The sequence below is a fragment of the Weissella sp. ESL1177 genome (genome assembly GCF_058107185.1).
The window spans coordinates 1806333-1828019 of record NZ_CM176591.1; the positions used below are offsets into that span (position 1 = coordinate 1806333).

Annotated in this window: 14 protein-coding genes, 2 tRNA genes and 3 rRNA genes; 17 read left to right on the plus strand and 2 right to left on the minus strand. The window is 39.5% G+C overall.

The window, feature by feature from the left end; genetic code table 11:
- Positions 1–11: 11 nt before the first annotated feature.
- The 7 genes from AC3B5D_RS08800 (at position 12) to rrf (ending at position 7386) form a co-directional block, all read left to right on the plus strand.
- Positions 12–962, plus strand: a complete 951-nt coding sequence (locus AC3B5D_RS08800; protein ID WP_489840394.1) for an IpaB/EvcA family protein — start codon at positions 12–14, stop codon at positions 960–962.
- A 9-nt stretch (positions 963–971) separates the two neighbouring features.
- Positions 972–1673 carry an NAD-dependent protein deacylase gene (locus AC3B5D_RS08805; protein ID WP_489840393.1) on the plus strand — a complete coding sequence of 234 codons (702 nt, stop codon included), beginning with the start codon at positions 972–974 and terminating at the stop codon, positions 1671–1673.
- 598 nt (positions 1674–2271) lie between these two features.
- Positions 2272–3846 (plus strand): 16S ribosomal RNA (locus AC3B5D_RS08810).
- A 78-nt stretch (positions 3847–3924) separates the two neighbouring features.
- Positions 3925–3998, plus strand: a tRNA-Ile gene (locus AC3B5D_RS08815).
- 6 nt (positions 3999–4004) lie between these two features.
- Positions 4005–4077, plus strand: a tRNA-Ala gene (locus AC3B5D_RS08820).
- 202 nt (positions 4078–4279) lie between these two features.
- Positions 4280–7195, plus strand: a 23S ribosomal RNA gene (locus AC3B5D_RS08825).
- 74 nt (positions 7196–7269) lie between these two features.
- Positions 7270–7386 (plus strand): 5S ribosomal RNA (gene rrf / locus AC3B5D_RS08830).
- Together the 16S, 23S and 5S rRNA genes with 2 tRNA genes alongside form the textbook arrangement of a ribosomal RNA operon.
- A 215-nt stretch (positions 7387–7601) precedes the next feature.
- Here rrf and AC3B5D_RS08835 read toward each other — a convergent pair.
- Complete coding sequence (locus tag AC3B5D_RS08835) at positions 7602–8201, minus strand: MarR family winged helix-turn-helix transcriptional regulator (RefSeq protein ID WP_489840392.1); 600 nt, start codon at positions 8199–8201, stop codon at positions 7602–7604.
- Positions 8202–8444: 243 nt separating this feature from the next.
- On the opposite strand from AC3B5D_RS08835, the gene metG reads away from it, so the two are divergent.
- The 7 genes from metG to AC3B5D_RS08870 all read left to right on the plus strand — a co-directional run bounded on the left by metG (position 8445) and on the right by AC3B5D_RS08870 (position 17929).
- Entirely contained in the window at positions 8445–10445 is a 2001-nt protein-coding gene (metG, locus tag AC3B5D_RS08840; protein ID WP_489840391.1) for a methionine--tRNA ligase, read from the plus strand.
- Between the two features lie 88 nt (positions 10446–10533).
- Positions 10534–12483, plus strand: coding sequence for a cation:proton antiporter (locus AC3B5D_RS08845; RefSeq protein ID WP_489840390.1), 1950 nt, complete (start codon positions 10534–10536; stop codon positions 12481–12483).
- Between the two features lie 158 nt (positions 12484–12641).
- Positions 12642–13463 carry a TatD family hydrolase gene (locus tag AC3B5D_RS08850; protein ID WP_489840389.1) on the plus strand — a complete coding sequence of 274 codons (822 nt, stop codon included), beginning with the start codon at positions 12642–12644 and terminating at the stop codon, positions 13461–13463.
- Complete coding sequence (gene rnmV / locus AC3B5D_RS08855; protein WP_489840388.1) at positions 13453–14010, plus strand: ribonuclease M5; 558 nt, start codon at positions 13453–13455, stop codon at positions 14008–14010. The genes AC3B5D_RS08850 and rnmV overlap by 11 nt, the downstream gene beginning before the upstream one ends.
- Positions 14010–14906: a 16S rRNA (adenine(1518)-N(6)/adenine(1519)-N(6))-dimethyltransferase RsmA gene (gene rsmA / locus AC3B5D_RS08860; protein ID WP_489840387.1), complete on the plus strand. Its 897-nt coding sequence runs from the start codon at positions 14010–14012 to the stop codon at positions 14904–14906. The genes rnmV and rsmA overlap by 1 nt, the downstream gene beginning before the upstream one ends.
- Positions 14907–14956: 50 nt before the next feature.
- Positions 14957–16339 carry a hemolysin family protein gene (locus tag AC3B5D_RS08865; RefSeq protein ID WP_489840386.1) on the plus strand — a complete coding sequence of 461 codons (1383 nt, stop codon included), beginning with the start codon at positions 14957–14959 and terminating at the stop codon, positions 16337–16339.
- Positions 16340–16567: 228 nt separating this feature from the next.
- Positions 16568–17929 (plus strand): hemolysin family protein, encoded by a 1362-nt coding sequence (locus AC3B5D_RS08870; RefSeq protein WP_489840385.1) that lies wholly within the window; start codon positions 16568–16570, stop codon positions 17927–17929.
- Between the two features lie 56 nt (positions 17930–17985).
- On the opposite strand, the gene AC3B5D_RS08875 is transcribed toward AC3B5D_RS08870, so the two are convergent.
- Positions 17986–18219: a Veg family protein gene (locus AC3B5D_RS08875; RefSeq protein ID WP_489840608.1), complete on the minus strand. Its 234-nt coding sequence runs from the start codon at positions 18217–18219 to the stop codon at positions 17986–17988.
- A 336-nt stretch (positions 18220–18555) separates the two neighbouring features.
- Between AC3B5D_RS08875 and AC3B5D_RS08880 the strand changes: the two genes are divergently transcribed.
- The 3 genes from AC3B5D_RS08880 (at position 18556) to AC3B5D_RS08890 (ending at position 21527) form a co-directional block, all read left to right on the plus strand.
- Positions 18556–19029 carry a deoxycytidylate deaminase gene (locus AC3B5D_RS08880; RefSeq protein ID WP_489840384.1) on the plus strand — a complete coding sequence of 158 codons (474 nt, stop codon included), beginning with the start codon at positions 18556–18558 and terminating at the stop codon, positions 19027–19029.
- A gap of 15 nt (positions 19030–19044) precedes the next feature.
- Positions 19045–20001 (plus strand): thymidylate synthase, encoded by a 957-nt coding sequence (locus AC3B5D_RS08885; protein ID WP_489840383.1) that lies wholly within the window; start codon positions 19045–19047, stop codon positions 19999–20001.
- A gap of 182 nt (positions 20002–20183) precedes the next feature.
- Positions 20184–21527: an LCP family protein gene (locus tag AC3B5D_RS08890; protein WP_489840382.1), complete on the plus strand. Its 1344-nt coding sequence runs from the start codon at positions 20184–20186 to the stop codon at positions 21525–21527.
- Positions 21528–21687 lie beyond the last annotated feature (160 nt).

Consider the following 21687-nt stretch of genomic DNA (forward strand, 5'->3'; position numbering starts at 1 on the left):
AGGAAAAATAAATGAAATTTGCAAAAGAAACAATCACATTATTAGATCAGGTCAATAAGGTATATCCCGGGTCCGTTGTTTTACGAGGTAATGAGGAAGCGAGTGGGATTATTACGCATGATCAAGTAACCACAGCAATGTTAGGGACACGATTGATGGTTGAAGTAAATGATGCAACCGCACCAAATTTTCTAGCAACTTCAGAATTATTAATGATGCTATTGACATTAAATGGTTATCCACAAATTTATTTTCAATTGAATGATGATGATGTGTCATTAACTGATCAATTGATGGTTATGGCGACTTACTTATATCAACCAGCTTTGCGAGCAATTGTTTATCGGGAACAGGCAGCACATGGCTTGTTGACAGATGATGTTGTTAAGGGGATGGTTGCGGGTGTTCAAAAGACATTGACGAAAGAAACTGAAAATAATCAGGGAGAAGCAGCATTACGGTTACTAACGTTACTAGACTTACAAGTATTTTTAAATAATGTACCACAGGAAACGACAGCAATTGTTGAAACGATGATTGCGTTATATCCAAAAGCATGGGCGGCAGCAGAAAAGATTGTAACAGCTATGCGAATTGATGATATTAAAAATCCATTTACAGTTCATCGTGCTCTCGTGACAGCTTTTTCTATGTTTGATGAACAAATGGCTGCTTGGCATTTACCTGAAATTCATGCTGATGAGTTTGCGACATTGACACCAGTACTATCAGAACGTCAATTGAGGTTACCGCTGGCACAAGTATTTGATATCAAACATATGACGATGACAGACCGTAATACTGGTAAATCAGCTTATGCTGGTTTATTAAAAACATCGGGTCAGAATAGTTTTGTGCTTTCAGCACCGGATGATCAACTTGCTGATTTTTTCAAGGAACTTTATCAAACACCCGTTAAAGAAGTATTGACAAAATTAGGTCAACCTTTTGCAGTTCGTTAGGAGGAGAAAATGACATTAATAACGTCGGACATCCAACAATTATTTAATCAGGCGAAAAATATTGTGTTTTTAACTGGTGCTGGCGTGTCAACAGCATCAGGTATTCCTGATTATCGATCTAAGGGAGGTATTTATGATGGCGTCTCATTACCACCAGAATATTTATTAAGCACAGAAGCCTTAGCAAAAGAACCTGAAAAGATGTATGAATTTGCAAAGGAAAATATGTATTTCCCAGATGCACAACCAAATATTATTCATCAAAAGATGGCAGCTTTAACGCAACAACAACGTGCACGAATTATTACCCAAAATGTTGATGGTTTACATTTGAAGGCAGGGGCTGAACATGTTATTGAATTCCATGGGTCACTATATAATATTTATGCACCTAAAGATGGTCAACCAAGTGATGTGAAATCATATTTACATTCACTTTATCGTGAAGATGGTGCATTATTACGACCAGCAATCACTTTATATGGTGAAGTGCCATTTCGGGTCGATGAAGCAGTACAATGGGTTGCACAAGCAGACTTTGTTGTGATCGTGGGAACAAGCTTTGTGGTCTATCCATTTGCTGGTTTATTACAATACGTGAGTCCAAATGTACCAGTATTAGCAGTTAATTTAGAAAAAATTCCAGCACCAGCGAACGTTAAACAAATTGTTGGTGATGCACGGGAATTTTTCACTGATCTCAAAATATAATCAATGTTCTTTCTATATTATTAAATAAGCTGATAGGTATGATGGCTGTTTAATCGCTAGTAAGATGATGTTAAACATTTATATTGTAGATTTGGTTATATCTTAGTGAGAGTTAGGCAAACTTATTGGCAGAGGAGAAGAATGATTTAAGTCGGTTAAAAAGTCGTGAATCCACCATTCTAATCTGGTGGATTCACGATTTTTTATTGTACATAATAGATTTATTTGCCAGATAATTTTCTATACTAATTGGTGAATAAGAATGTTCGTAAAAAATTATAAATAATTACTTGTTGACGAACGTTAGGATTACTGCTATCATATTTAAGTGGTCGCGTGAGATAACGGATTTACAGTTTAAATCAATTAATAATTAATTTAATTAGTTGTTGACAATGATTTGAATATACTGTAATATAAATTAAGTTGTCAGCGAGACAACGTAGATCATTGAAAACTGAATATCGTTTCGATGAAACAAATGTGTAGGGTCATCAAGCAATTTGCTTGATACAAAAACATTTGCGAAGTCAATTCGCTAGTAAATTCGTTTAACTTCTGTTAAACAACAAAAAACAATGAGTTATACTCAAGCTTTTAAAATGAGAGTTTGATCCTGGCTCAGGATGAACGCTGGCGGCGTGCCTAATACATGCAAGTCGAACGCTTTGTCTTTAAATGAAATGACGAGCTTGCTCAGATTTGATTTTATCTGACAAAGAGTGGCGAACGGGTGAGTAACACGTGGGTAACCTACCTCTTAGCAGGGGATAACATTTGGAAACAAGTGCTAATACCGTATAATACCAACAACCGCATGGTTGTTGGTTGAAAGATGGTTCTGCTATCACTAAGAGATGGACCCGCGGTGCATTAGCTAGTTGGTAAGGTAAAGGCTTACCAAGGCCATGATGCATAGCCGAGTTGAGAGACTGATCGGCCACAATGGGACTGAGACACGGCCCATACTCCTACGGGAGGCAGCAGTAGGGAATCTTCCACAATGGGCGCAAGCCTGATGGAGCAACGCCGCGTGTGTGATGAAGGGTTTCGGCTCGTAAAACACTGTTATAAGAGAAGAACGGCACTGAGAGTAACTGTTCAGTGTGTGACGGTATCTTACCAGAAAGGAACGGCTAAATACGTGCCAGCAGCCGCGGTAATACGTATGTTCCAAGCGTTATCCGGATTTATTGGGCGTAAAGCGAGCGCAGACGGTTATTTAAGTCTGAAGTGAAAGCCCTCAGCTCAACTGAGGAATGGCTTTGGAAACTGGATGACTTGAGTGCAGTAGAGGAAAGTGGAACTCCATGTGTAGCGGTGAAATGCGTAGATATATGGAAGAACACCAGTGGCGAAGGCGGCTTTCTGGACTGTAACTGACGTTGAGGCTCGAAAGTGTGGGTAGCAAACAGGATTAGATACCCTGGTAGTCCACACCGTAAACGATGAGTGCTAGATGTTCGAGGGTTTCCGCCCTTGAGTGTCGCAGCTAACGCATTAAGCACTCCGCCTGGGGAGTACGACCGCAAGGTTGAAACTCAAAGGAATTGACGGGGACCCGCACAAGCGGTGGAGCATGTGGTTTAATTCGAAGCAACGCGAAGAACCTTACCAGGTCTTGACATCCCTTGCTAATCCTAGAAATAGGACGTTCCCTTCGGGGACAAGGTGACAGGTGGTGCATGGTTGTCGTCAGCTCGTGTCGTGAGATGTTGGGTTAAGTCCCGCAACGAGCGCAACCCTTATTATTAGTTGCCAGCATTTAGTTGGGCACTCTAGTGAGACTGCCGGTGACAAACCGGAGGAAGGTGGGGATGACGTCAAATCATCATGCCCCTTATGACCTGGGCTACACACGTGCTACAATGGCATATACAACGAGTCGCCAACCCGCGAGGGTGCGCTAATCTCTTAAAGTATGTCTCAGTTCGGATTGTAGGCTGCAACTCGCCTACATGAAGTCGGAATCGCTAGTAATCGCGGATCAGCACGCCGCGGTGAATACGTTCCCGGGTCTTGTACACACCGCCCGTCACACCATGAGAGTTTGTAACACCCAAAGCCGGTGGGGTAACCTTTTAGGAGCCAGCCGTCTAAGGTGGGACAGATGATTAGGGTGAAGTCGTAACAAGGTAGCCGTAGGAGAACCTGCGGCTGGATCACCTCCTTTCTAAGGAAAATCGGAAACCTACACAATCAACGAAACGATATTTAGTTTTGAGTGATTAACACTCATAAGATTCGACCTGGGACTGTAGCTCAGCTGGTTAGAGCGCACCCCTGATAAGGGTGAGGTCGGAGGTTCGAGTCCTCTCAGTCCCATGATATGGGGAATTAGCTCAGCTGGGAGAGCGCCTGCTTTGCAAGCAGGAGGTCATCGGTTCGATCCCGATATTCTCCATCGCAACCAAACGGTTGCTTATTAGTTCTTTGAAAACTGAATCATAATTGTAAATTTTTAAATTCATTTCAATTGATATTAATCAATTAAATTGAGCCGAAAAAATACACCGCGTAATTTTTTGAGTTTTTTAAATCAGTTTAAAATCGCTTGTGACCATTGAGTCACAATACTCAAACGAAATCATCAACGAGAGTTGATCGGTTAAGTTATTAAGGGCGCATGGTGAATGCCTTGGCACTAGGAGCCGATGAAGGACGGGACTAACACCGATATGCCTCGGGGAGCTGTAAGTAAGCTATGATCCGGGGATTTCCGAATGGGGGAACCCAACTTGTGATGCAAGTTATCGTTCAATGAATACATAGTTGAACGAAGGTAGACGTTGTGAACTGAAACATCTCATTAGCAACAGGAGAAGAAAGAAAAATCGATTCCGTCAGTAGCGGCGAGCGAACGCGGAGGAGCCCAAACCAGTGTGCTTGCACACTGGGGTTGTAGGACTACCGTTGTGGAGTTACAAATTTGTTTATTAGCAGAAGCAGCTGGGAAGCTGAGCGAAACAGGGTGATAGCCCCGTATGCGAAAGTAAGCAAACTCCCGTGTAGGATCCTGAGTACGGCCGGACACGTGAAATCCGGTCGGAAACTGCGAGGACCATCTCGTAAGGCTAAATACTCCCTAGTGACCGATAGTGAACCAGTACCGTGAGGGAAAGGTGAAAAGCACCCCGGAAGGGGAGTGAAAAAGTTCCTGAAACCATGTGCCTACAACAAGTTAGAGCCCGTTAATGGGTGATAGCGTGCCTTTTGTAGAATGAACCGGCGAGTTACGATAACATGCAAGGTTAAGGTGGAAAGACCGGAGCCGTAGCGAAAGCGAGTCTGAAATGGGCGTTCGAGTATGTTGTTGTAGACCCGAAACCAGGTGACCTACCCATGTCCAGGGTGAAGGTGCGGTAAAACGCACTGGAGGCCCGAACCCGTACATGTTGAAAAATGTTGGGATGAGGTGTGGGTAGCGGTGAAATTCCAATCGAACTTGGAGATAGCTGGTTCTCTCCGAAATAGCTTTAGGGCTAGCCTCGGAAGATAGCGTGTTGGAGGTAGAGCACTGTTTTGGTGCGGGGCTCATCTCGGGTTACTAAATTAAGATAAACTCCGAATGCCAATCACGTATGTCCGGGAGTCAGACAGTGAGTGATAAGATCCATTGTCGAAAGGGGAACAGCCCAGATCGTCAGTTAAGGTCCCTAAGTGTGTGTTAAGTGGAAAAGGATGTGAAGTTGCATAGACAACTAGGATGTTGGCTCAGAAGCAGCCACCATTTAAAGAGTGCGTAATAGCTCACTAGTCGAGTGATTCTGCGCCGAAAATGTACCGGGGCTAAACACACCACCGAAACTACGGGTGCCACATCAGTGGCGCGATAGGAGAGCGTTCTAAGGGCGATGAAGTCAGACCGTGAGGACTGGTGGAGCGCTTAGAAGTGAGAATGCCGGTATGAGTAGCGAAAGACAGGTGAGAATCCTGTCCACCGTATGACTAAGGTTTCCTGGGGAAGGCTCGTCCTCCCAGGGTTAGTCGGGACCTAAGGCGAGGCCGAAAGGCGTAGTCGATGGCTAACAGGTTGAGATTCCTGTACCAGGTGAACATGTTTGAACAATGGAGGGACGCAGAAGGCTAACAGAACCCAGCAGTTGGAAAAGCTGGGTCAAGCAATGAGTCTGAGAGTGAGTCAAATGCTTGCTGTCATAAGGACAAGTTGTGATGAGGACCGAAATCAAGTAGGGAAGTCTGTGATGTCACGCTGCCGAGAAAAGCTTCTAGTTAGTGTTTACCTGCCCGTACCGCAAACCGACACAGGTAGTCGAGGAGAGCATCCTAAGGTGAGCGAGTGAACTCTCGTTAAGGAACTCGGCAAAATGACCCCGTAACTTCGGGAGAAGGGGTGCTCAGCGCAAGCTGAGCCGCAGTGAATAGGCCCAGGCGACTGTTTATCAAAAACACAGGTTTCTGCAAAATCGTAAGATGACGTATAGGGGCTGACGCCTGCCCGGTGCTGGAAGGTTAAAAGGAGTGCTTAGCTTCGGCGAAGGTACGAATTGAAGCCCCAGTAAACGGCGGCCGTAACTATAACGGTCCTAAGGTAGCGAAATTCCTTGTCGGGTAAGTTCCGACCCGCACGAAAGGCGTAACGATCTGGGCGCTGTCTCAACGAGAGACTCGGTGAAATTTAAAGACCCGTGAAGATGCGGGTTACCCGCGACAGGACGGAAAGACCCCATGGAGCTTTACTGTAGCTTGATATTGAGTGTTTGTGCAGCTTGTACAGCATAGGTAGGAGCCGTAGAAATCGGGACGCTAGTTTCGATGGAGGCAAACGTGGGATACTACCCTCGTTGTATGAACACTCTAACTCACACCACTAAGCGTGGTGGAAGACAGTGTCTGGCAGGCAGTTTGACTGGGGCGGTCGCCTCCTAAAAGGTAACGGAGGCGCCCAAAGGTTCCCTCAGAATGGTTGGAAATCATTCGCAGAGTGTAAAGGCACAAGGGAGCTTGACTGTGAGACTTACCAGTCGAGCAGGTACGAAAGTAGGGCTTAGTGATCCGGTGGTTCCGCATGGAAGGGCCATCGCTCAACGGACAAAAGCTACCCTGGGGATAACAGGCTTATCTCCCCCAAGAGTCCACATCGACGGGGAGGTTTGGCACCTCGATGTCGGCTCATCGCATCCTGGGGCTGTAGTCGGTCCCAAGGGTTGGGCTGTTCGCCCATTAAAGCGGTACGCGAGCTGGGTTCAGAACGTCGTGAGACAGTTCGGTCCCTATCCGTCGCGGGCGTAGGAAATTTGAGAGGAGCTGCCCTTAGTACGAGAGGACCGGGGTGGACGTACCACTGGTGTATCAGTTGTTCCGCCAGGAGCATCGCTGAGTAGCTATGTACGGATGAGATAAACGCTGAAAGCATCTAAGTGTGAAACTCGCCTCGAGATGAGATTTCCCATTCAGTAATGAAGTAAGACCCCTCAAAGATGATGAGGTAGATAGGCTAGAAGTGGACGTGCGGTGACGCATGGAGCGGACTAGTACTAATGGTTCGAGGACTTAACCAAGTAGCAAGTGGTGTAAGGCAAAAAAGCAATTATGATTCAGTTTTGAGGGAACTAAGTTCACTCAATTAGAAACGTGTCGTGATGATGGCACTGAGGTCACACCTGTTCCCATACCGAACACAGCAGTTAAGCTCAGTTACGCCGAAAGTAGTTGGAGGATCGCCTCCTGCGAGGATAGGACATTGCGATGCAAACGAAAGAACCCACAACCAATTGTGGGTTCTTTTTTTGTCGATAAGAAGTGATAAACTATTTCAATGCCTTTCAAAAGACGGTTGGCTTACTGATAATAATCAGACAATTGAAATAAAATTAATTTTATTAAATTGAAAAGCAGGTTAGAAAATTTTCCAAATTTTCTAACCTGCTTTATTTTTTAAGCACTTATATGTTATGTGTAGATTTTTTAATTAAAAAAAGATCGTGATTCATTGTTAAATCGTTCACGGAAATGATGTGGATGACCATGTCGATGTGCGTGTTCAGCTTCTAACATATGAGAGCGAGCACGCCCAAAACGGGTACTCATCTTATCAAAGTGAGCCCAACGTTCGTCATCACCAAAAACTTCTTGTAGTTGTTTCTTAAATTCATCACTTTCACTGTTCTTAACAAGACGTGTTAAGTAGTCGTTAAAATTAACGAGCTCGTCTTCTGTAAAGTCTTTAAATAAGAGATTTTGTAGTGAATCACTCGTGACATCACTTTCTTTGAGGTTTTCACGACCTTTATCAGTTAATCTGAGATAACTAATGCGCGAATCTTCATCAGACTTTTCTCGATTCACCAGGCCACCTTCTTCTAACTTTTTAATAATTTGTGTCACACTAGAAGGTTTAATATCAAAAGCCTCTGATAGATAGCTTGCTGTGACATTTTCTGTTGTTGACAAAATTTTTAAGGTAGCAAATGATTTATCATGATGTTGTGCGATTTTTGTAGAAAAGATGATGTATGGATGACGAGAAATCATCAAAATATTTTTAATAATTGTGTCTTTATGCATTGTGTAATCCTCCAATTAATATTTATTATTTAGTTAGTTAATATATCAACTTACTAAATAATAAACTTATATCGTTAGTTTGTCAAATTTTAAACTAACTAAATATAACTATTTATCAGAAACTGCTGATATTTTTGATTTTTCAGCGAGAAACGCTAAATTTTGCTATAATTATTGTCAGACAAACAATATAGATACTAAAATATACATTCTACTCATCTGTAGGATGGGAGGTAATAATTAATGGCAGAACAAAAGACTTTTTACATCACAACACCAATCTACTATCCATCTGGTAAATTGCACATTGGTAATACATACACAACTGTACTTGCTGACGCTGCTGCACGCTATCACCGATTGTTGAATGAAGATGTGTATTTTCTAACAGGAACCGATGAACACGGTCTAAAAATTGAACAAAAGGCCGAAAAACTAAACGTTTCACCACAAGAATACGTTGATAAGATGGCTGCAGATATTAAAAAATTGTGGTCTGAACTTGAGATTAGTAATGATGGTTTTATTCGTACAACAGATGACTATCATGAAAAAGCAGTTCAAAAGATCTTTCAAAAATTTTTAGATCAAGGTGATATTTATAAAGGTCAGTATGAAGGTTGGTACTCTGTTGATGATGAAGAATATTTTACTGAATCACAATTAGCAGAGGTTTATCGTGATGATGACGGTCATGTCATTGGTGGCAAAGCGCCTTCAGGCCATGAAGTTGAACTGGTTAAAGAAGAGTCATATTTTTTCAAGATGAGTAAGTATGCTGACTGGCTACTTGATTATTACAAGTCACATCCTAATTTCATTCAACCTGCTGCGCGGATGAATGAAATGATTAAGAATTTTATCGAACCGGGGTTAGAAGATTTGGCAGTCACCCGTACAGCATTCAATTGGGGTGTGCCAGTTGCTTCAGATCCAGATCATGTGGTCTATGTTTGGATTGATGCGCTATCTAACTATATTACAAAGCTCGGTTATATGTCAGATGATACAACAATGTTTGATAAGTACTGGCCAGCAAATGTTCATTTAGTTGGTAAGGAAATTGTTCGTTTCCATACAATTTATTGGCCAATTATGTTGCATGCATTAGGGCTGCCATTACCTGAAACAATTGTTGGCCACGGTTGGTTAACGATGCGTGATGGTAAGATGTCAAAGTCAAAGGGAAATGTTGTTTACCCTGATACGTTGGCAGATCGCTATGGGATTGATGCGGTTCGTTACTATCTACTACGTGCAATGCCATTTGGGAACGATGGTATTTTTACACCTGAAGACTTTGTGTCAAAGTTAAATTATGACTTAGCAAATGATCTGGGTAATTTGTTAAATCGTACAGTTGCGATGATTAATAAATATGAAGGTGGTGTGATTCCAGAATTACATACTGGATTGACTGATTTTGATCGCGAGTTAGTACAAACAGCACAAGATACGATTGCAACGTACAATGCGAATATGCAATCAATGCATACAGCAGATGCATTAGCTGCAATTTGGCAATTGATTTCACGAGCAAATAAGTATATTGATGAGACAACACCATGGACATTGGCAAAGGATGATAGTAAAGCAGATGTGTTGGCATCAGTTATGGCTCATTTAGCAGCAGCATTACGAGTTGTAGCCATTCTACTGCAACCAATTCTGACACAAGCACCTCGCAAAATTTTCCAACAATTAGGACTGACAGAATCAAATGTTCAAATTGTTGATCTACGCTTTGAAGATTTGCCAACTGGTGGCAAAGTTGTTGAAAAGGGACAGCCAATTTTCCCACGAGTAGATGTTGAAGCTGAAGTTGCTTATATTCGTGATAACATGACGGGTCAAGGTGGTAAACAGACACGTTCAAGTACTAATCCTAAGGCACCTAAGAAGGTCATGACAAAAGAAGAAATCGTTTTTGATGATTTCGATAAGGTCGAATTACGTGTCGCTGAGATCAAAGAAGTTTCTGAAGTTGAGAAGTCTAATAAATTATTACGTTTTAAGTTAGATGATGGTTCAGCTGATGGGCGAACAATTTTGTCAGGTATTAAAAAGTTTTATCCAGAATATGGTGAACTAGTTGGTAAGAAAGTTGCTTACGTTGCTAATTTGAAGCCACGTAAGATGATGGGGGAATTATCTGAAGGAATGTTACTTTCCGCTGAAAAAGATGGTAAAGTGACCTTATCAATATTGCCAGATGAGATTGAAGCAGGTTCAGAGCTAGGTTAATGGTTCAACATGAACAGTGTTAAGGGATTGGGAAGATATTCTCAATCCCTTATTTATTGAAGAAGACAGGCGGCGAGGAGGAGGTCGTATGACGATTTTTTATGCATTAGCATATATTTGTGCCACAATTATTATTGCTAATTTTTTGACACAAGCTTTTCCAAAAATACCACAAGCTTTGTGGCAAATTGCTGGCGGTATTTTGTTAGCTAGTTTACCGGTGGTGAATAAATATGTCATTATGTTAAATCCAGAATGGTTTATGATGTTGGTTATTGCACCGCTATTATTTTATGAAGGGCAACGTACACAAGCACGACTAATTTCAAAACATTTTCGATCAATTGTTGCATTAGCTGGTGTTTTAGCAGTGTTAACGGTGGTTGTTTTGATGATTTTTGGTCATGTTGTGATTGGTTGGGCATTACCATTTGCATTAGCGTTAGCAGCCATTGTGACGCCAACAGATGCAACAGCATTAGAATCAGTGACGAATGGCTTGGCTATGCCAAAAAACATTAAAAGATCATTGAACTTGGAATCATTATTTAATGATGCAACGGGTTTAGTGATTTTAGAGTTGGCCATTTTATGGATGAATACTGGTAAATTTTCATTTCTTCATGGTTTCGGCGAATTTATAATTGTTGCTTTAGGAGGCGTTATTGCTGGTGGTGTGGCAGGATTTATATTTATCTATTTACGCCAGCATTTATTGAAAGCAGAATTTGATGACACGGTATCCCATATATTACTATACTTCTTGACGCCAATTATTGTTTATGGCATTGCCGAGCATGGCTTTGGTGTATCAGGAATTATTGCTGTTGTCGTTATGGGCGTTCTATCTAATGTAGAACAACAGCATACACAGTTTATGGCACCAAAGTTAAATCATTTAACCATAGAACTGACAGATATTATTTCACAAATTTTGAATGGTGTGGTGTTTGTCTTATTAGGAACATCTTTGGTGCGTGTGGCAAAAGTTTATGTTCGGCAGCCAATGAGAACTTGGCTGGTATTACTAGGTATTGGTGTGTTGCTATATATTGTGATGACAATCTTCCGGTACTTTGCGATGCAATATAGTAAGCATTTGGATAGTCCACAACGTGTCAAACGTGATAGTTTTGTCTTTGCAATTGGTGGTGTTCATGGTGCTGTGACGATGTCGATGGCATTTTCTCTACCGCTAACTTTAACTAATGGCGCAGCTTTCACAGAAAGAGATGCGTTGTTATTAATTGCAGCAACAGTCATTATTATGAGTTTGTTAGTACCTGTTATTGGGTTACCGAAAGTATTAAAGCGGATAATGCCTGATTATGACGATGCAACATATAATCAAGCACACACCAGCATGGTGAATGCAGCAATCGCTTATGTCGGTGATTCTGATTCATCTGAGATGACAAAACATAACGTGATGCAACAATTAAAAGACCAGCTTGGCTATGGTGATGCACAATTAGATGATGCCACACGTAAACAAGCTTATCGTACCTTGTATGAAGTGGCGGATCAGGCGATGATTACAGCTATTGATAGTGGTGAGGTTTCTAATGAAGCATTGACGATTTATAATCGGATGCAGTCATTCCAAAATGGGTTTGGTAAAATTGGTAAGCAGCGCTTTCGAGTTTGGCAACGCCTGGTAAAACGTTTATTTCAGAGACAGTCGTTGCATGTTAAAAAAATGCAACCACGGAATCATGTTGCTGCTGTTGATGAAATTTTGTCGATTATTAATGTAGCAATGACGGAGTATATGAATCATTTACCAAAAGAAAATGATCAGCCACGACAATTGATTGCTTTGCGGAATGCATATACGCAGCAACAGGCACTTTTACAACATCAAAAAGCAAATTCTGCAGATGAGCAAACGGTCTTATTAGCTGCCTTACAAGTTGAACTGAATTATATACAAGAACGTCGTTTACAAGGTGATTACCATCCTAGTTTATTAAAGTCGTTATATGATGAAGTCATTAGTGCACAGGGGATTACTTTAGCAAATAATATAGAAGAATAATATTTGTTTAATCATAGGTAATCTGTGTGTTTGCATGTTATGCTTAATATACTGGTATTAATGAGTTCTTTTGGTGTTTTTAAAAAATACTTGCTAAAATAATAAAAATTAAAATAAAAAAATAATGCATAAATAATAAGGATAAAAGAGGACTGAACATGTCAATTTATAATTCAGGAAAACGACCATCAAACGGTTATGATACGCATACACATTTAAATGATGATACGTTTTGGCATGATGTCGCAGCTTATTGGGCTCGTGCGCGTGAGTTTCGGATTGTTGAGATGAACATTGTTGGTTTTGATATCCAATCTAATGAACGGGCTATTCAATTGGCACATGAATTTGAGGGGATGCACGCTATTATTGGTTGGCAACCGGAAGATATTGCGCAAATCAATGATAAAGCACTAGCAATTTATCGTGAACAATTAAAAGATGATGCCGTGATTGGTGTTGGAGAAACGGGATTAGATTACTATTGGGATGAAAATCCATCATCAACAGATCAAAAGCGTGCTTTTCAACAACAATTGGATTTAGCACACGAATTTAAATTACCAGTAACGGTGCATACACGCAGCGCAATCAAGGATACGTATCATTTGCTGAAAGAAGCTCATGTTGAAGAATTTGGTGGCGTGATGCATTCATTTACGGGTACGCCCGAAGAAGCACAGCAATTTATTGACTTGGGGATGTATATTTCATTTTCAGGGATCGCAACTTTTAAGAATGCCAAAGAAGTACAAGAGACCGTGAAATCAGTGCCACTAGATAAATTATTGGTTGAAACGGATGCGCCTTACTTGGCACCAACACCAATGCGGGGCAAGCCAAACGAGCCAATGTATGTTCATTATACAATAGAACATATTGCTGATTTATTGGGAAAAACCTATAACGAAATTGCTGAAATAACAACAAATAATGCCCATCGCTTATGGCATTTAGATCAACAGACTAATGAAAATTAAAGAAGTGATTGTTGTCGAAGGACGGGCAGATACGGAAGCCTTACGGCATGCGGTGATAGCGGATACAATTGAAACAAATGGTTCAGCATTGAGTGAACAAACGATTGCAGCGATTAAACAAGCAGCAAAAACACGGGGCATCATTGTTTTTACTGATCCTGATTTTAATGGTGAGCGATTAAGAAAATTAATTAGTACAGCTGTCCCGGATGCCAAGCATGCTTTTTTAACGAAAGATGAAGCAGGGCGTCAGATTAAACATCATAGTTTAGGTATTGAGTATGCGACACCGGCAGTGTTGCGTATGGCACTTCAGTCAGTCTACACAGCACCAACTAAAACCGTGCAATCAGATATTTCGTTGTCGGATTTACGGCAATGGGGCTTAATGTCAGGCCGTGATGCAGCAAAACGACGGGAATATGTGGCTGAAAAAATGGGCTTAGGTTACGTTAACGGTAAACAATTAATGAAACGCCTAACGATGTTTGGTATTAAGAAACAAGAAGTCTTACAAGTTTTATGGAAAATAGATGAGGAAAAATAATGACAGATGTGCCAGATATTGCGACGCCGATGCGGACGCAGGCCATTATGAATAGTTTTGGTATTAATACAAAAAAATCTTTGGGTCAAAATTTTTTGACAGATATTAATATTTTGAAAAATATTGTTGCCGCTGGAGATGTTCAACCAACAGATAATGTGATTGAAATCGGACCAGGTATTGGTGCTTTAACTGAGCAGCTGGCTCGGGCAGCAAAGGAAGTCTTAGCATTTGAAATTGATGATCGTTTGATACCAGTGCTAGAACATACTATGGCACCTTATGATAATGTCAAAGTTATTAATCAAGACATTTTAAAAGTAAATTTGGCAGAGGCGATTCAGCAACATTTTAGTGATCCAGATGCTCCGTTGAAATTAGTTGCAAACTTACCTTATTACATCACAACACCAATTTTAATGCAGGTACTGCAATCAGAAGTAACATTTGCAAATATCGTTGTGATGATGCAAAAAGAAGTGGCCAATCGCTTGTCTGCAGAGGTGGGGACAAAAGATTACGGTGCATTAACATTAGCTGTGCAATACCGTATGCATGCGACCTTAGCGTTTACGGTCTCACGAACGGCATTTGTGCCAAACCCAAATGTTGATTCAGCGATTATTTCATTAACACCACGCGAACCTTTACAAACATTGCCACATAACGAAAAGCAATTATTTAATTTATTCAAAATTGGTTTTACGATGCGTCGTAAGACATTGTGGAATAATTTAATGACAGCTTTTGGTAAAGATGATGAAATGAAAGTGAAGTTAACTAACGCATTAACGTTGATTGACTTAGATCCACGGATTCGTGCAGAAAAATTATCGTTGGAACAATTTATCATATTGCATAATGCTTTAGTTGAATCAGGTGTGTACAGTAAGTAACGCCATTTGGTATAATTAAAATTATAACCAATTTTGAAAGAAGGTATGTCATGGATTCCGGTCCGTCTATTATCACTAATCTGGTGATTATCATTGTTATTTTGTTGTTAGCTGTTTTGTTCACTTTAACGGAGTATTCATTGGTTAAAGTACGTCCTAGTTCTTTGCGTGCGCTACAAGAAGCACGTGAGAAGCCTTCAGGTAAGATTTCTCATGCATTGAATATGTTGGACCATCTATCAGAATATCTATCAACAGCACAAGTTGGTATTACATTAACATCATTGATTTTAGGTTGGTTAGGTGAAAACTTTATCGCCACTTTGATTATCAATGCAAATATTTTGCCAGCTGCTATTGCACATAGTGTCGCATCAATCGCTGCTATTTTAATTTTTACGTTTATACATGCTGTATTTACTGATTTGGTACCTAAAAATATCGCCATTGATCAGCCTGTCAAAATATTATTAGCGATCGTTCGACCTGTTATGTTTTTTCATGTGATTTTATACCCATTAATTTGGTTGTTTGATCGTGCGGCCGCTTTCTTTACTAAGGTTTTGGGATTTGACGCCCATCCTAATGAAGATATTTATTCCGAGGCTGAAATTTTATCTTTATCCAGAGATGCTGCTGATGCAGGGGAACTTGATGAAGAAGATTTAACGTTTATGACGCGTGCATTTGCCATGAATGACAAAGAAGCAATTGATATTATGATTGATCGTACGCAACTGACGGTTGTGAATGTCACAGATTCTATTGCAGATGCTTTGAATTTGTATTTAGAAGAAAAGTTTTCACGAATGCCAGTTGTTGCAGATAATGATAAAGATAAGATTCTTGGCTATGTCTTTTCATATGATTTGGTTCGTCAAGGACGAATCAGTCCAAATGCGTCAATTCGTACCGTATTACGTAACTTACCAACGGTTTCTGAAACGCAACCAATCACAGAAGTCTTACAAGAGATGATTGAACATCGTGCACCAATCGTTGTTGTAAAGGATGAGTTTGGTGGGACATCTGGTATTGTGACTGATAAAGATATTTATGAAGAATTATTTGGGTCAGTTCGAGATGAAATTGACGATGTCGCTGATGATTTAGTCGAAAAAATGGGTTCAGATACTGCTGGTAATATGCACTATAAAGTATCTGGTAAGATGACGTTATATGACTTTGAACGTTTCTTTAAGACAGAAATTAAATCTTTTGAAGAGTCGGAAAAAGTCACGTTAACTGGTTATGTCTTGGATGAACACCCAGATTTCCATGTTGGCCAAGCAATTCACATTGCTAATTTTGAAATCACAGCGCTTGATTTTAAAGATGCTTATATCGAAGAGTTTGAGGTGGTTGCTCTACCTGCTACGGAAATTGATACATCAGACGATGCTGATAATAATGATAAAGAGAATAAACATTAACCTCGTTTGATTGTATCATTCGTTAGGTCTAATAAATAAAATACAAGAAAGGTATCAAATTCCAATGTTTTGGAGGATTTGATGCCTTTTAAAATAAAAACGGTTGCTAAGCATGATATATCGAAGTAACTCAAATTAGATGAGACTGATTAGGTATGTCTCTAAATATAAAAAATTTGATATAATATGTTTAATTGGTGTCATTATATTTGAAAGTAGGAAATTAATTTGAGTGAAGGAAGATTGATTATATCAATCATTGTAATAATTTTAGTATTAATGTTTGCAGCATTATGTGTTTCTGCTGAATTTGCTTTGGTTAAAGTGCGTCGTAGTGCCTTAGTTGAATTACAAGAAGCTCGTGAAAAGCCATCACGTAAAATTGCTGCAACCATTCATATGGTTGATAATCTAAATGAATATCTCTCAACAACCCAGGTTGGTATTACGGTCACCGGTTTAGTCTTAGGTTGGATGGGTGAAGAAACAATTGCGCACCTGTTATTGGCAGGTGGTGTTTTGAAAGAAATGACAGGAACGAGTGCTGCAGCGATTGCATCAATTGTGGCGTTGATTCTGTTGACGTATATTGAAGTGGTATTAACTGAGTTGGTACCTAAAAATGTTTCGATTGAATTTCCAGTTAAAGTGGCACTGTTCGTTTCTGGTCCTTTACGACTATTTCACGTTTTGTTTTACCCATTTGTCTGGTTACTCAACAAGTCAGCGACTGGTGCAACTCATTTAATGGGTTTGCGGACAGCGTCTGAAGATAATGAAGTTTATTCAGAAGCCGAAATATTGAGCTTATCACGTAATGCAGCTAGATTTGGTCAGTTACAAAATGAAGATTATGTCTTTATGGAACGTGCTTTTGAAATGAATGATAAAGTTGTTAACGATATTATGATTGATCGTACGCAGCTGTTAGTTGTCGATGTGACGGATAGTATTGAAGATGCACTACATGCTTATTTTGAAACAAAACATTCACGATTCCCTGTCGTTGCTGATGGAGATAAAGATAAAATATTGGGTTATATTTTTAATTATGATATTATGCGCCAAGTAGAAGTCGACCGGACAGCATCGATTCGTAAGATTATTCGTAATATGCCAACAGTTCCAGAAAATATGCCAATTCAAGATGTTTTGAAATTAATGATTTCAAAGCGGACCCCTATGATTGTTGTGAAAGATGAGTATGGTGGTACATCAGGCATCGTAACGGATAAGGATATTTACGAGGAATTATTTGGTTCAGTGCGTGATGAAGTTGACTGGGTGGTTGATGACTTAGTTGAAAAGCTTGGTTCTGATGATAAGCAACAGATGCATTATAAAGTATCTGGTAAAATGACCGTTTATGATTTTGAACGATATTTTAAAACAGATATCCATGCTTTTGATAAATCAGATATGGTGACATTGACAGGATTTATTATTGAACAGTTCCCTGATATTAATGCAGGCGATACGATAGAATTAGAAAATTTTGCGATTACACCATTAGATTTTAAGGATGCATATATTAACGAATTTGAAGTGGTGCGTTTAGCAAAGCAAGATCAACATACGAATGAATCATAAAATAAAAGCGCTGATTATAATAATGTGATGTCATTATAATCAGCGCTTTTAATATATTAATCGAAATCAATTTCAATGTTTTCTGTCAAAATGTCGGTGTAGCTAAATGAAGCACGATCAAATTCGTGACCATCTTGTTCTAAATCAAGAACGAAAACTGAACGGAAGGTATTGCGAACGATTGCTTGGTGTTCAATGGTGCGGTGACGACTTTCGTGGGTTGTCAAAGTAATTTGTTCACCGATGTGTGCATCTAATTGTTGCTTAATTTCTGCTAATGCTGCAGGCATAAGAACTCCTCTCATGGGGCACCCCCATAGCCAGCGACAAATGAAATCGCTGCGTGAATCGTGAATGTTATTCTAAAAATAGATAAACCAAAGTTATTATTATTTTAACATAAATGAAATTTAAAATCAATCTTGCCTATGTCTACTTTTTGCAACAGTAAATTCAAAAAAATAGTAGCTATTTTAACATGTTTTTGGTATATAAAAATGTCATTAAATAAATGTAGTAGGCGCTATTAGATATTTTCGGTATTTCGTAAAATTCAAGCCTTTTCATTGGAAGGTATCCTTGCTAATATTAGGAACAACTAGGACATATGAAGAGGGGTTAAAAAAATGAAAGATGAACGTATTACTTGGGATAAATATTTTATGCTTCAGGCGATCATCTTAGCTGCACGTAGTACTTGTACCCGACTACATGTCGGCGCAGTAGCTGTGAAAGATGGACGCATCATTGCAAGTGGTTATAATGGTTCTGTGTCGGGTACGCCCCATTGTACGGAAGTTGGTGATCTAATTGTCGATGGCCATTGTATTCGAGCGGTACATGCTGAACAAAATGCGTTAATTCAATTAGCAAAGATGGGAATTAGTGCTGATGGTGCGCAAGTATTTGTGACCGATTTTCCATGTGTGCATTGCACAAAATTATTGCTTCAAGCAGGTATTGTGAAGATTAATTATTTACGAAACTATCATAATGATGATTTTGTCGCAGATTTATTACAAGCAAAACAAGTTGAGATTGAACAAATTAAAGTCGGATCAAGTGACTTACAGAAAATTGATTTCGAATCATATTTATAGAAAGGATATCATCGTATGAGTAAAAATGAACAGGGTTATTTAGATTTAGCACAGGATATATTGAACAATGGTGCTATCAAAGAAGATCGTACAGGGACTGGCACGCGATCAGTTTTTGGTCGTCAGTTACGTTTTGATATGAACGAGGGCTTTCCTTTACTGACAACAAAACGAGTGCCTTTTGGATTGATTAAGAGCGAATTATTGTGGTTTTTGCGCGGTGATACAAATATCAAATTTTTATTAGAACATAAAAATCATATCTGGGATGAATGGGCGTTTAAGAATTGGATCGAGTCTGTTGAATATGATGGCCCTGATATGACTGATTTTGGTCGTCGCTCGTTGGTGGATAAGGATTTTAAAGCACAGTATGACGAACAACACACGATCTTTGTTGATCGCATTTTAAATGATGATGAATTTGCGCAAAAATATGGTGAATTAGGTGATGTTTATGGTGCACAGTGGCGCCATTGGCGTCGGGTACAAGGTGGATTTATTGATCAAATTCAGGATGTTATCACACAAATAAAACAAAATCCGAATTCACGGCGATTGATTGTGACAGCATGGAATCCTGAAGATGTCCCCACCCAAGCTTTGCCACCTTGTCATACGTTGTTCCAATTTTATGTTGCAGACGGTAAATTGAGTTTACAATTGTATCAACGTTCAGCAGATGTTTTTTTAGGTGTGCCATTTAATATTGCCTCGTATTCACTGCTACTTCATATGATCGCTGCACAAACAGGATTAGAACCAGGTGAATTTATTCATACTTTTGGTGACACGCACATCTATTCAAATCACATTGAACAAGTGAACGAACAGTTGCAACGTGATATGCGACCATTACCAACAATAACATTAAATCCTGATGTTAAAGACATTGCTGACTACACGATGGCGGATATTAAATTGCACGACTATGATCCACATGCCAGCATTAAAGCGCCAGTGGCCGTTTAAAAAGATAAATTAGAATTGACTTCTTAATTTTGATTGATGATTATATCTACCAAATTTAAAATTATGGTATGATAGACAAGTTACTATAAGCTTTGTCAAAGGAAATTTTTGTAAACTCATAAGGGTTATTTTTTTAGAGTGTAACATATAATCAATTATTGAAGTTAAGAGAGGAGATGCTCATGGATAATGAGCCACAAACTCGATCGGCTCGTCGTGAAGCTGAGAATAAAGAAATTAAGCGGCGGAAACGCACAGGCGGACCACGTGGCAATAAAGCGCCACAATCGGGGGGACCACGTAAGCATCCAATCCGTAATGCTATTTTACTAGTCATTGCGTTGATTGTGTTAGCTGTTGGGGTGATGTTTGGTATTGCTTACAATAACACAAAAAGTGCAATTGATAGTTCTTATCAAGGAACAGGATTAACGAAATCACGAAATGTTTCTAGCGTCATAAAAAATGGTAAGCCATTTTCTATTTTATTGTTGGGGACCGATACCGGAGAACTCGATCGAACATATAAAGGACGTACTGATTCTTTGATGTTAGTGACAGTTAATCCCAAAAAGGAAAAAGTAACGATCATGTCGTTACCACGTGATTCTGTTATTGCACCAATTGGCTATGAAAATCAATTCCCACAAAAGCTAAATGCAGCTTATGAGTTTGGATCAGCAAAGACAACCATTCAAACGATTCAAAAGTGGTTGAATGTCCCAATTGATTATTATGCCTTGGTTAATATGGGTGGTTTGGAGAAAGTTATTAATCAGATTGGTGGTGTACAGGTCAAGTCACCATTAACATTTGGTTATAATCCATATACTGCACATAATACGGGTGATGTTATTTATAACTTTACTAAAGGATCTTCTACGTTTACATTAACAAAGAGTGGATCAACAAAGACTTATACAAAGATGAATGGTGCCGCTGCGTTAGCATTTTCACGAATGCGTTATGATGATCCACAAGGTGATTATGGTCGTCAAGCACGACAACGATTGGTTTTGCAAGCAATTGTGAAAAAAGCAAAGAGTAATCCAACAACTTTGGTTAACCAAAAGTTCTTGAGTACCATTTCGGACTCAACCAAAACAGACTTAACTTTTGGTGATATGTTGACGATTGCGTCAAAGTATCTCAGTGCGACAAAAACAATCAAAACAGATCATGCACAAGGGACTGAGGTGACCTTAACATCAGGTTCTTCAGAGTTAATTACACAAAGTGAAAAGCAACGTGTCACAAATGTTTTGAGGTCATCATTAGGCCTAAAGCATAAGAAAACAGGATCACTTTATGGTGGTCATGTTGCAGAATCAACATTAACGGCAAATGGATTACCGTCAGAAAATACGTCTTCTTCAACGAATACAACAACTAGTACTGCGGGTACGTATGGCACAACTAGTGATAGTACATATGGTACTACTGGTACTGGTACTGGTGCTGGCAATTATGGCGGTGGTGCGACTATGGATCCAAATGGTGGTGCAGGCGCAGGTGTTGGTTATTAGGAAGATTTTAAATAAAGCGATTTTAATACCATTGCTAAATATTACTAATAGCAAAATTATTTAATTGAATAACTTAAGCATTAAGCAACTGAATTCACTATGGATTTGGTTGCTTTTTTGATAGTGTAATTAAAAATATAAATGTTATTATTTTGATATT

Bases quoted from the DNA above. Each gene is read 5' to 3' on its own strand.
- AC3B5D_RS08880 (WP_489840384.1), top strand. From the start codon at position 18,556: ATGAAAGATGAACGTATTACTTGGGATAAATATTTTATGCTTCAGGCG.
- AC3B5D_RS08845 (WP_489840390.1), top strand. From the start codon at position 10,534: ATGACGATTTTTTATGCATTAGCATATATTTGTGCCACAATTATTATT.
- AC3B5D_RS08805 (WP_489840393.1), top strand. From the start codon at position 972: ATGACATTAATAACGTCGGACATCCAACAATTATTTAATCAGGCGAAA.
- AC3B5D_RS08835 (WP_489840392.1), bottom strand. From the start codon at position 8,201: ATGCATAAAGACACAATTATTAAAAATATTTTGATGATTTCTCGTCAT.
- AC3B5D_RS08875 (WP_489840608.1), bottom strand. From the start codon at position 18,219: ATGCCTGCAGCATTAGCAGAAATTAAGCAACAATTAGATGCACACATC.
- AC3B5D_RS08800 (WP_489840394.1), top strand. From the start codon at position 12: ATGAAATTTGCAAAAGAAACAATCACATTATTAGATCAGGTCAATAAG.
- AC3B5D_RS08890 (WP_489840382.1), top strand. From the start codon at position 20,184: ATGGATAATGAGCCACAAACTCGATCGGCTCGTCGTGAAGCTGAGAAT.
- rnmV (WP_489840388.1), top strand. From the start codon at position 13,453: ATGAAAATTAAAGAAGTGATTGTTGTCGAAGGACGGGCAGATACGGAA.
- AC3B5D_RS08850 (WP_489840389.1), top strand. From the start codon at position 12,642: ATGTCAATTTATAATTCAGGAAAACGACCATCAAACGGTTATGATACG.
- AC3B5D_RS08865 (WP_489840386.1), top strand. From the start codon at position 14,957: ATGGATTCCGGTCCGTCTATTATCACTAATCTGGTGATTATCATTGTT.
- AC3B5D_RS08885 (WP_489840383.1), top strand. From the start codon at position 19,045: ATGAGTAAAAATGAACAGGGTTATTTAGATTTAGCACAGGATATATTG.
- metG (WP_489840391.1), top strand. From the start codon at position 8,445: ATGGCAGAACAAAAGACTTTTTACATCACAACACCAATCTACTATCCA.
- rsmA (WP_489840387.1), top strand. From the start codon at position 14,010: ATGACAGATGTGCCAGATATTGCGACGCCGATGCGGACGCAGGCCATT.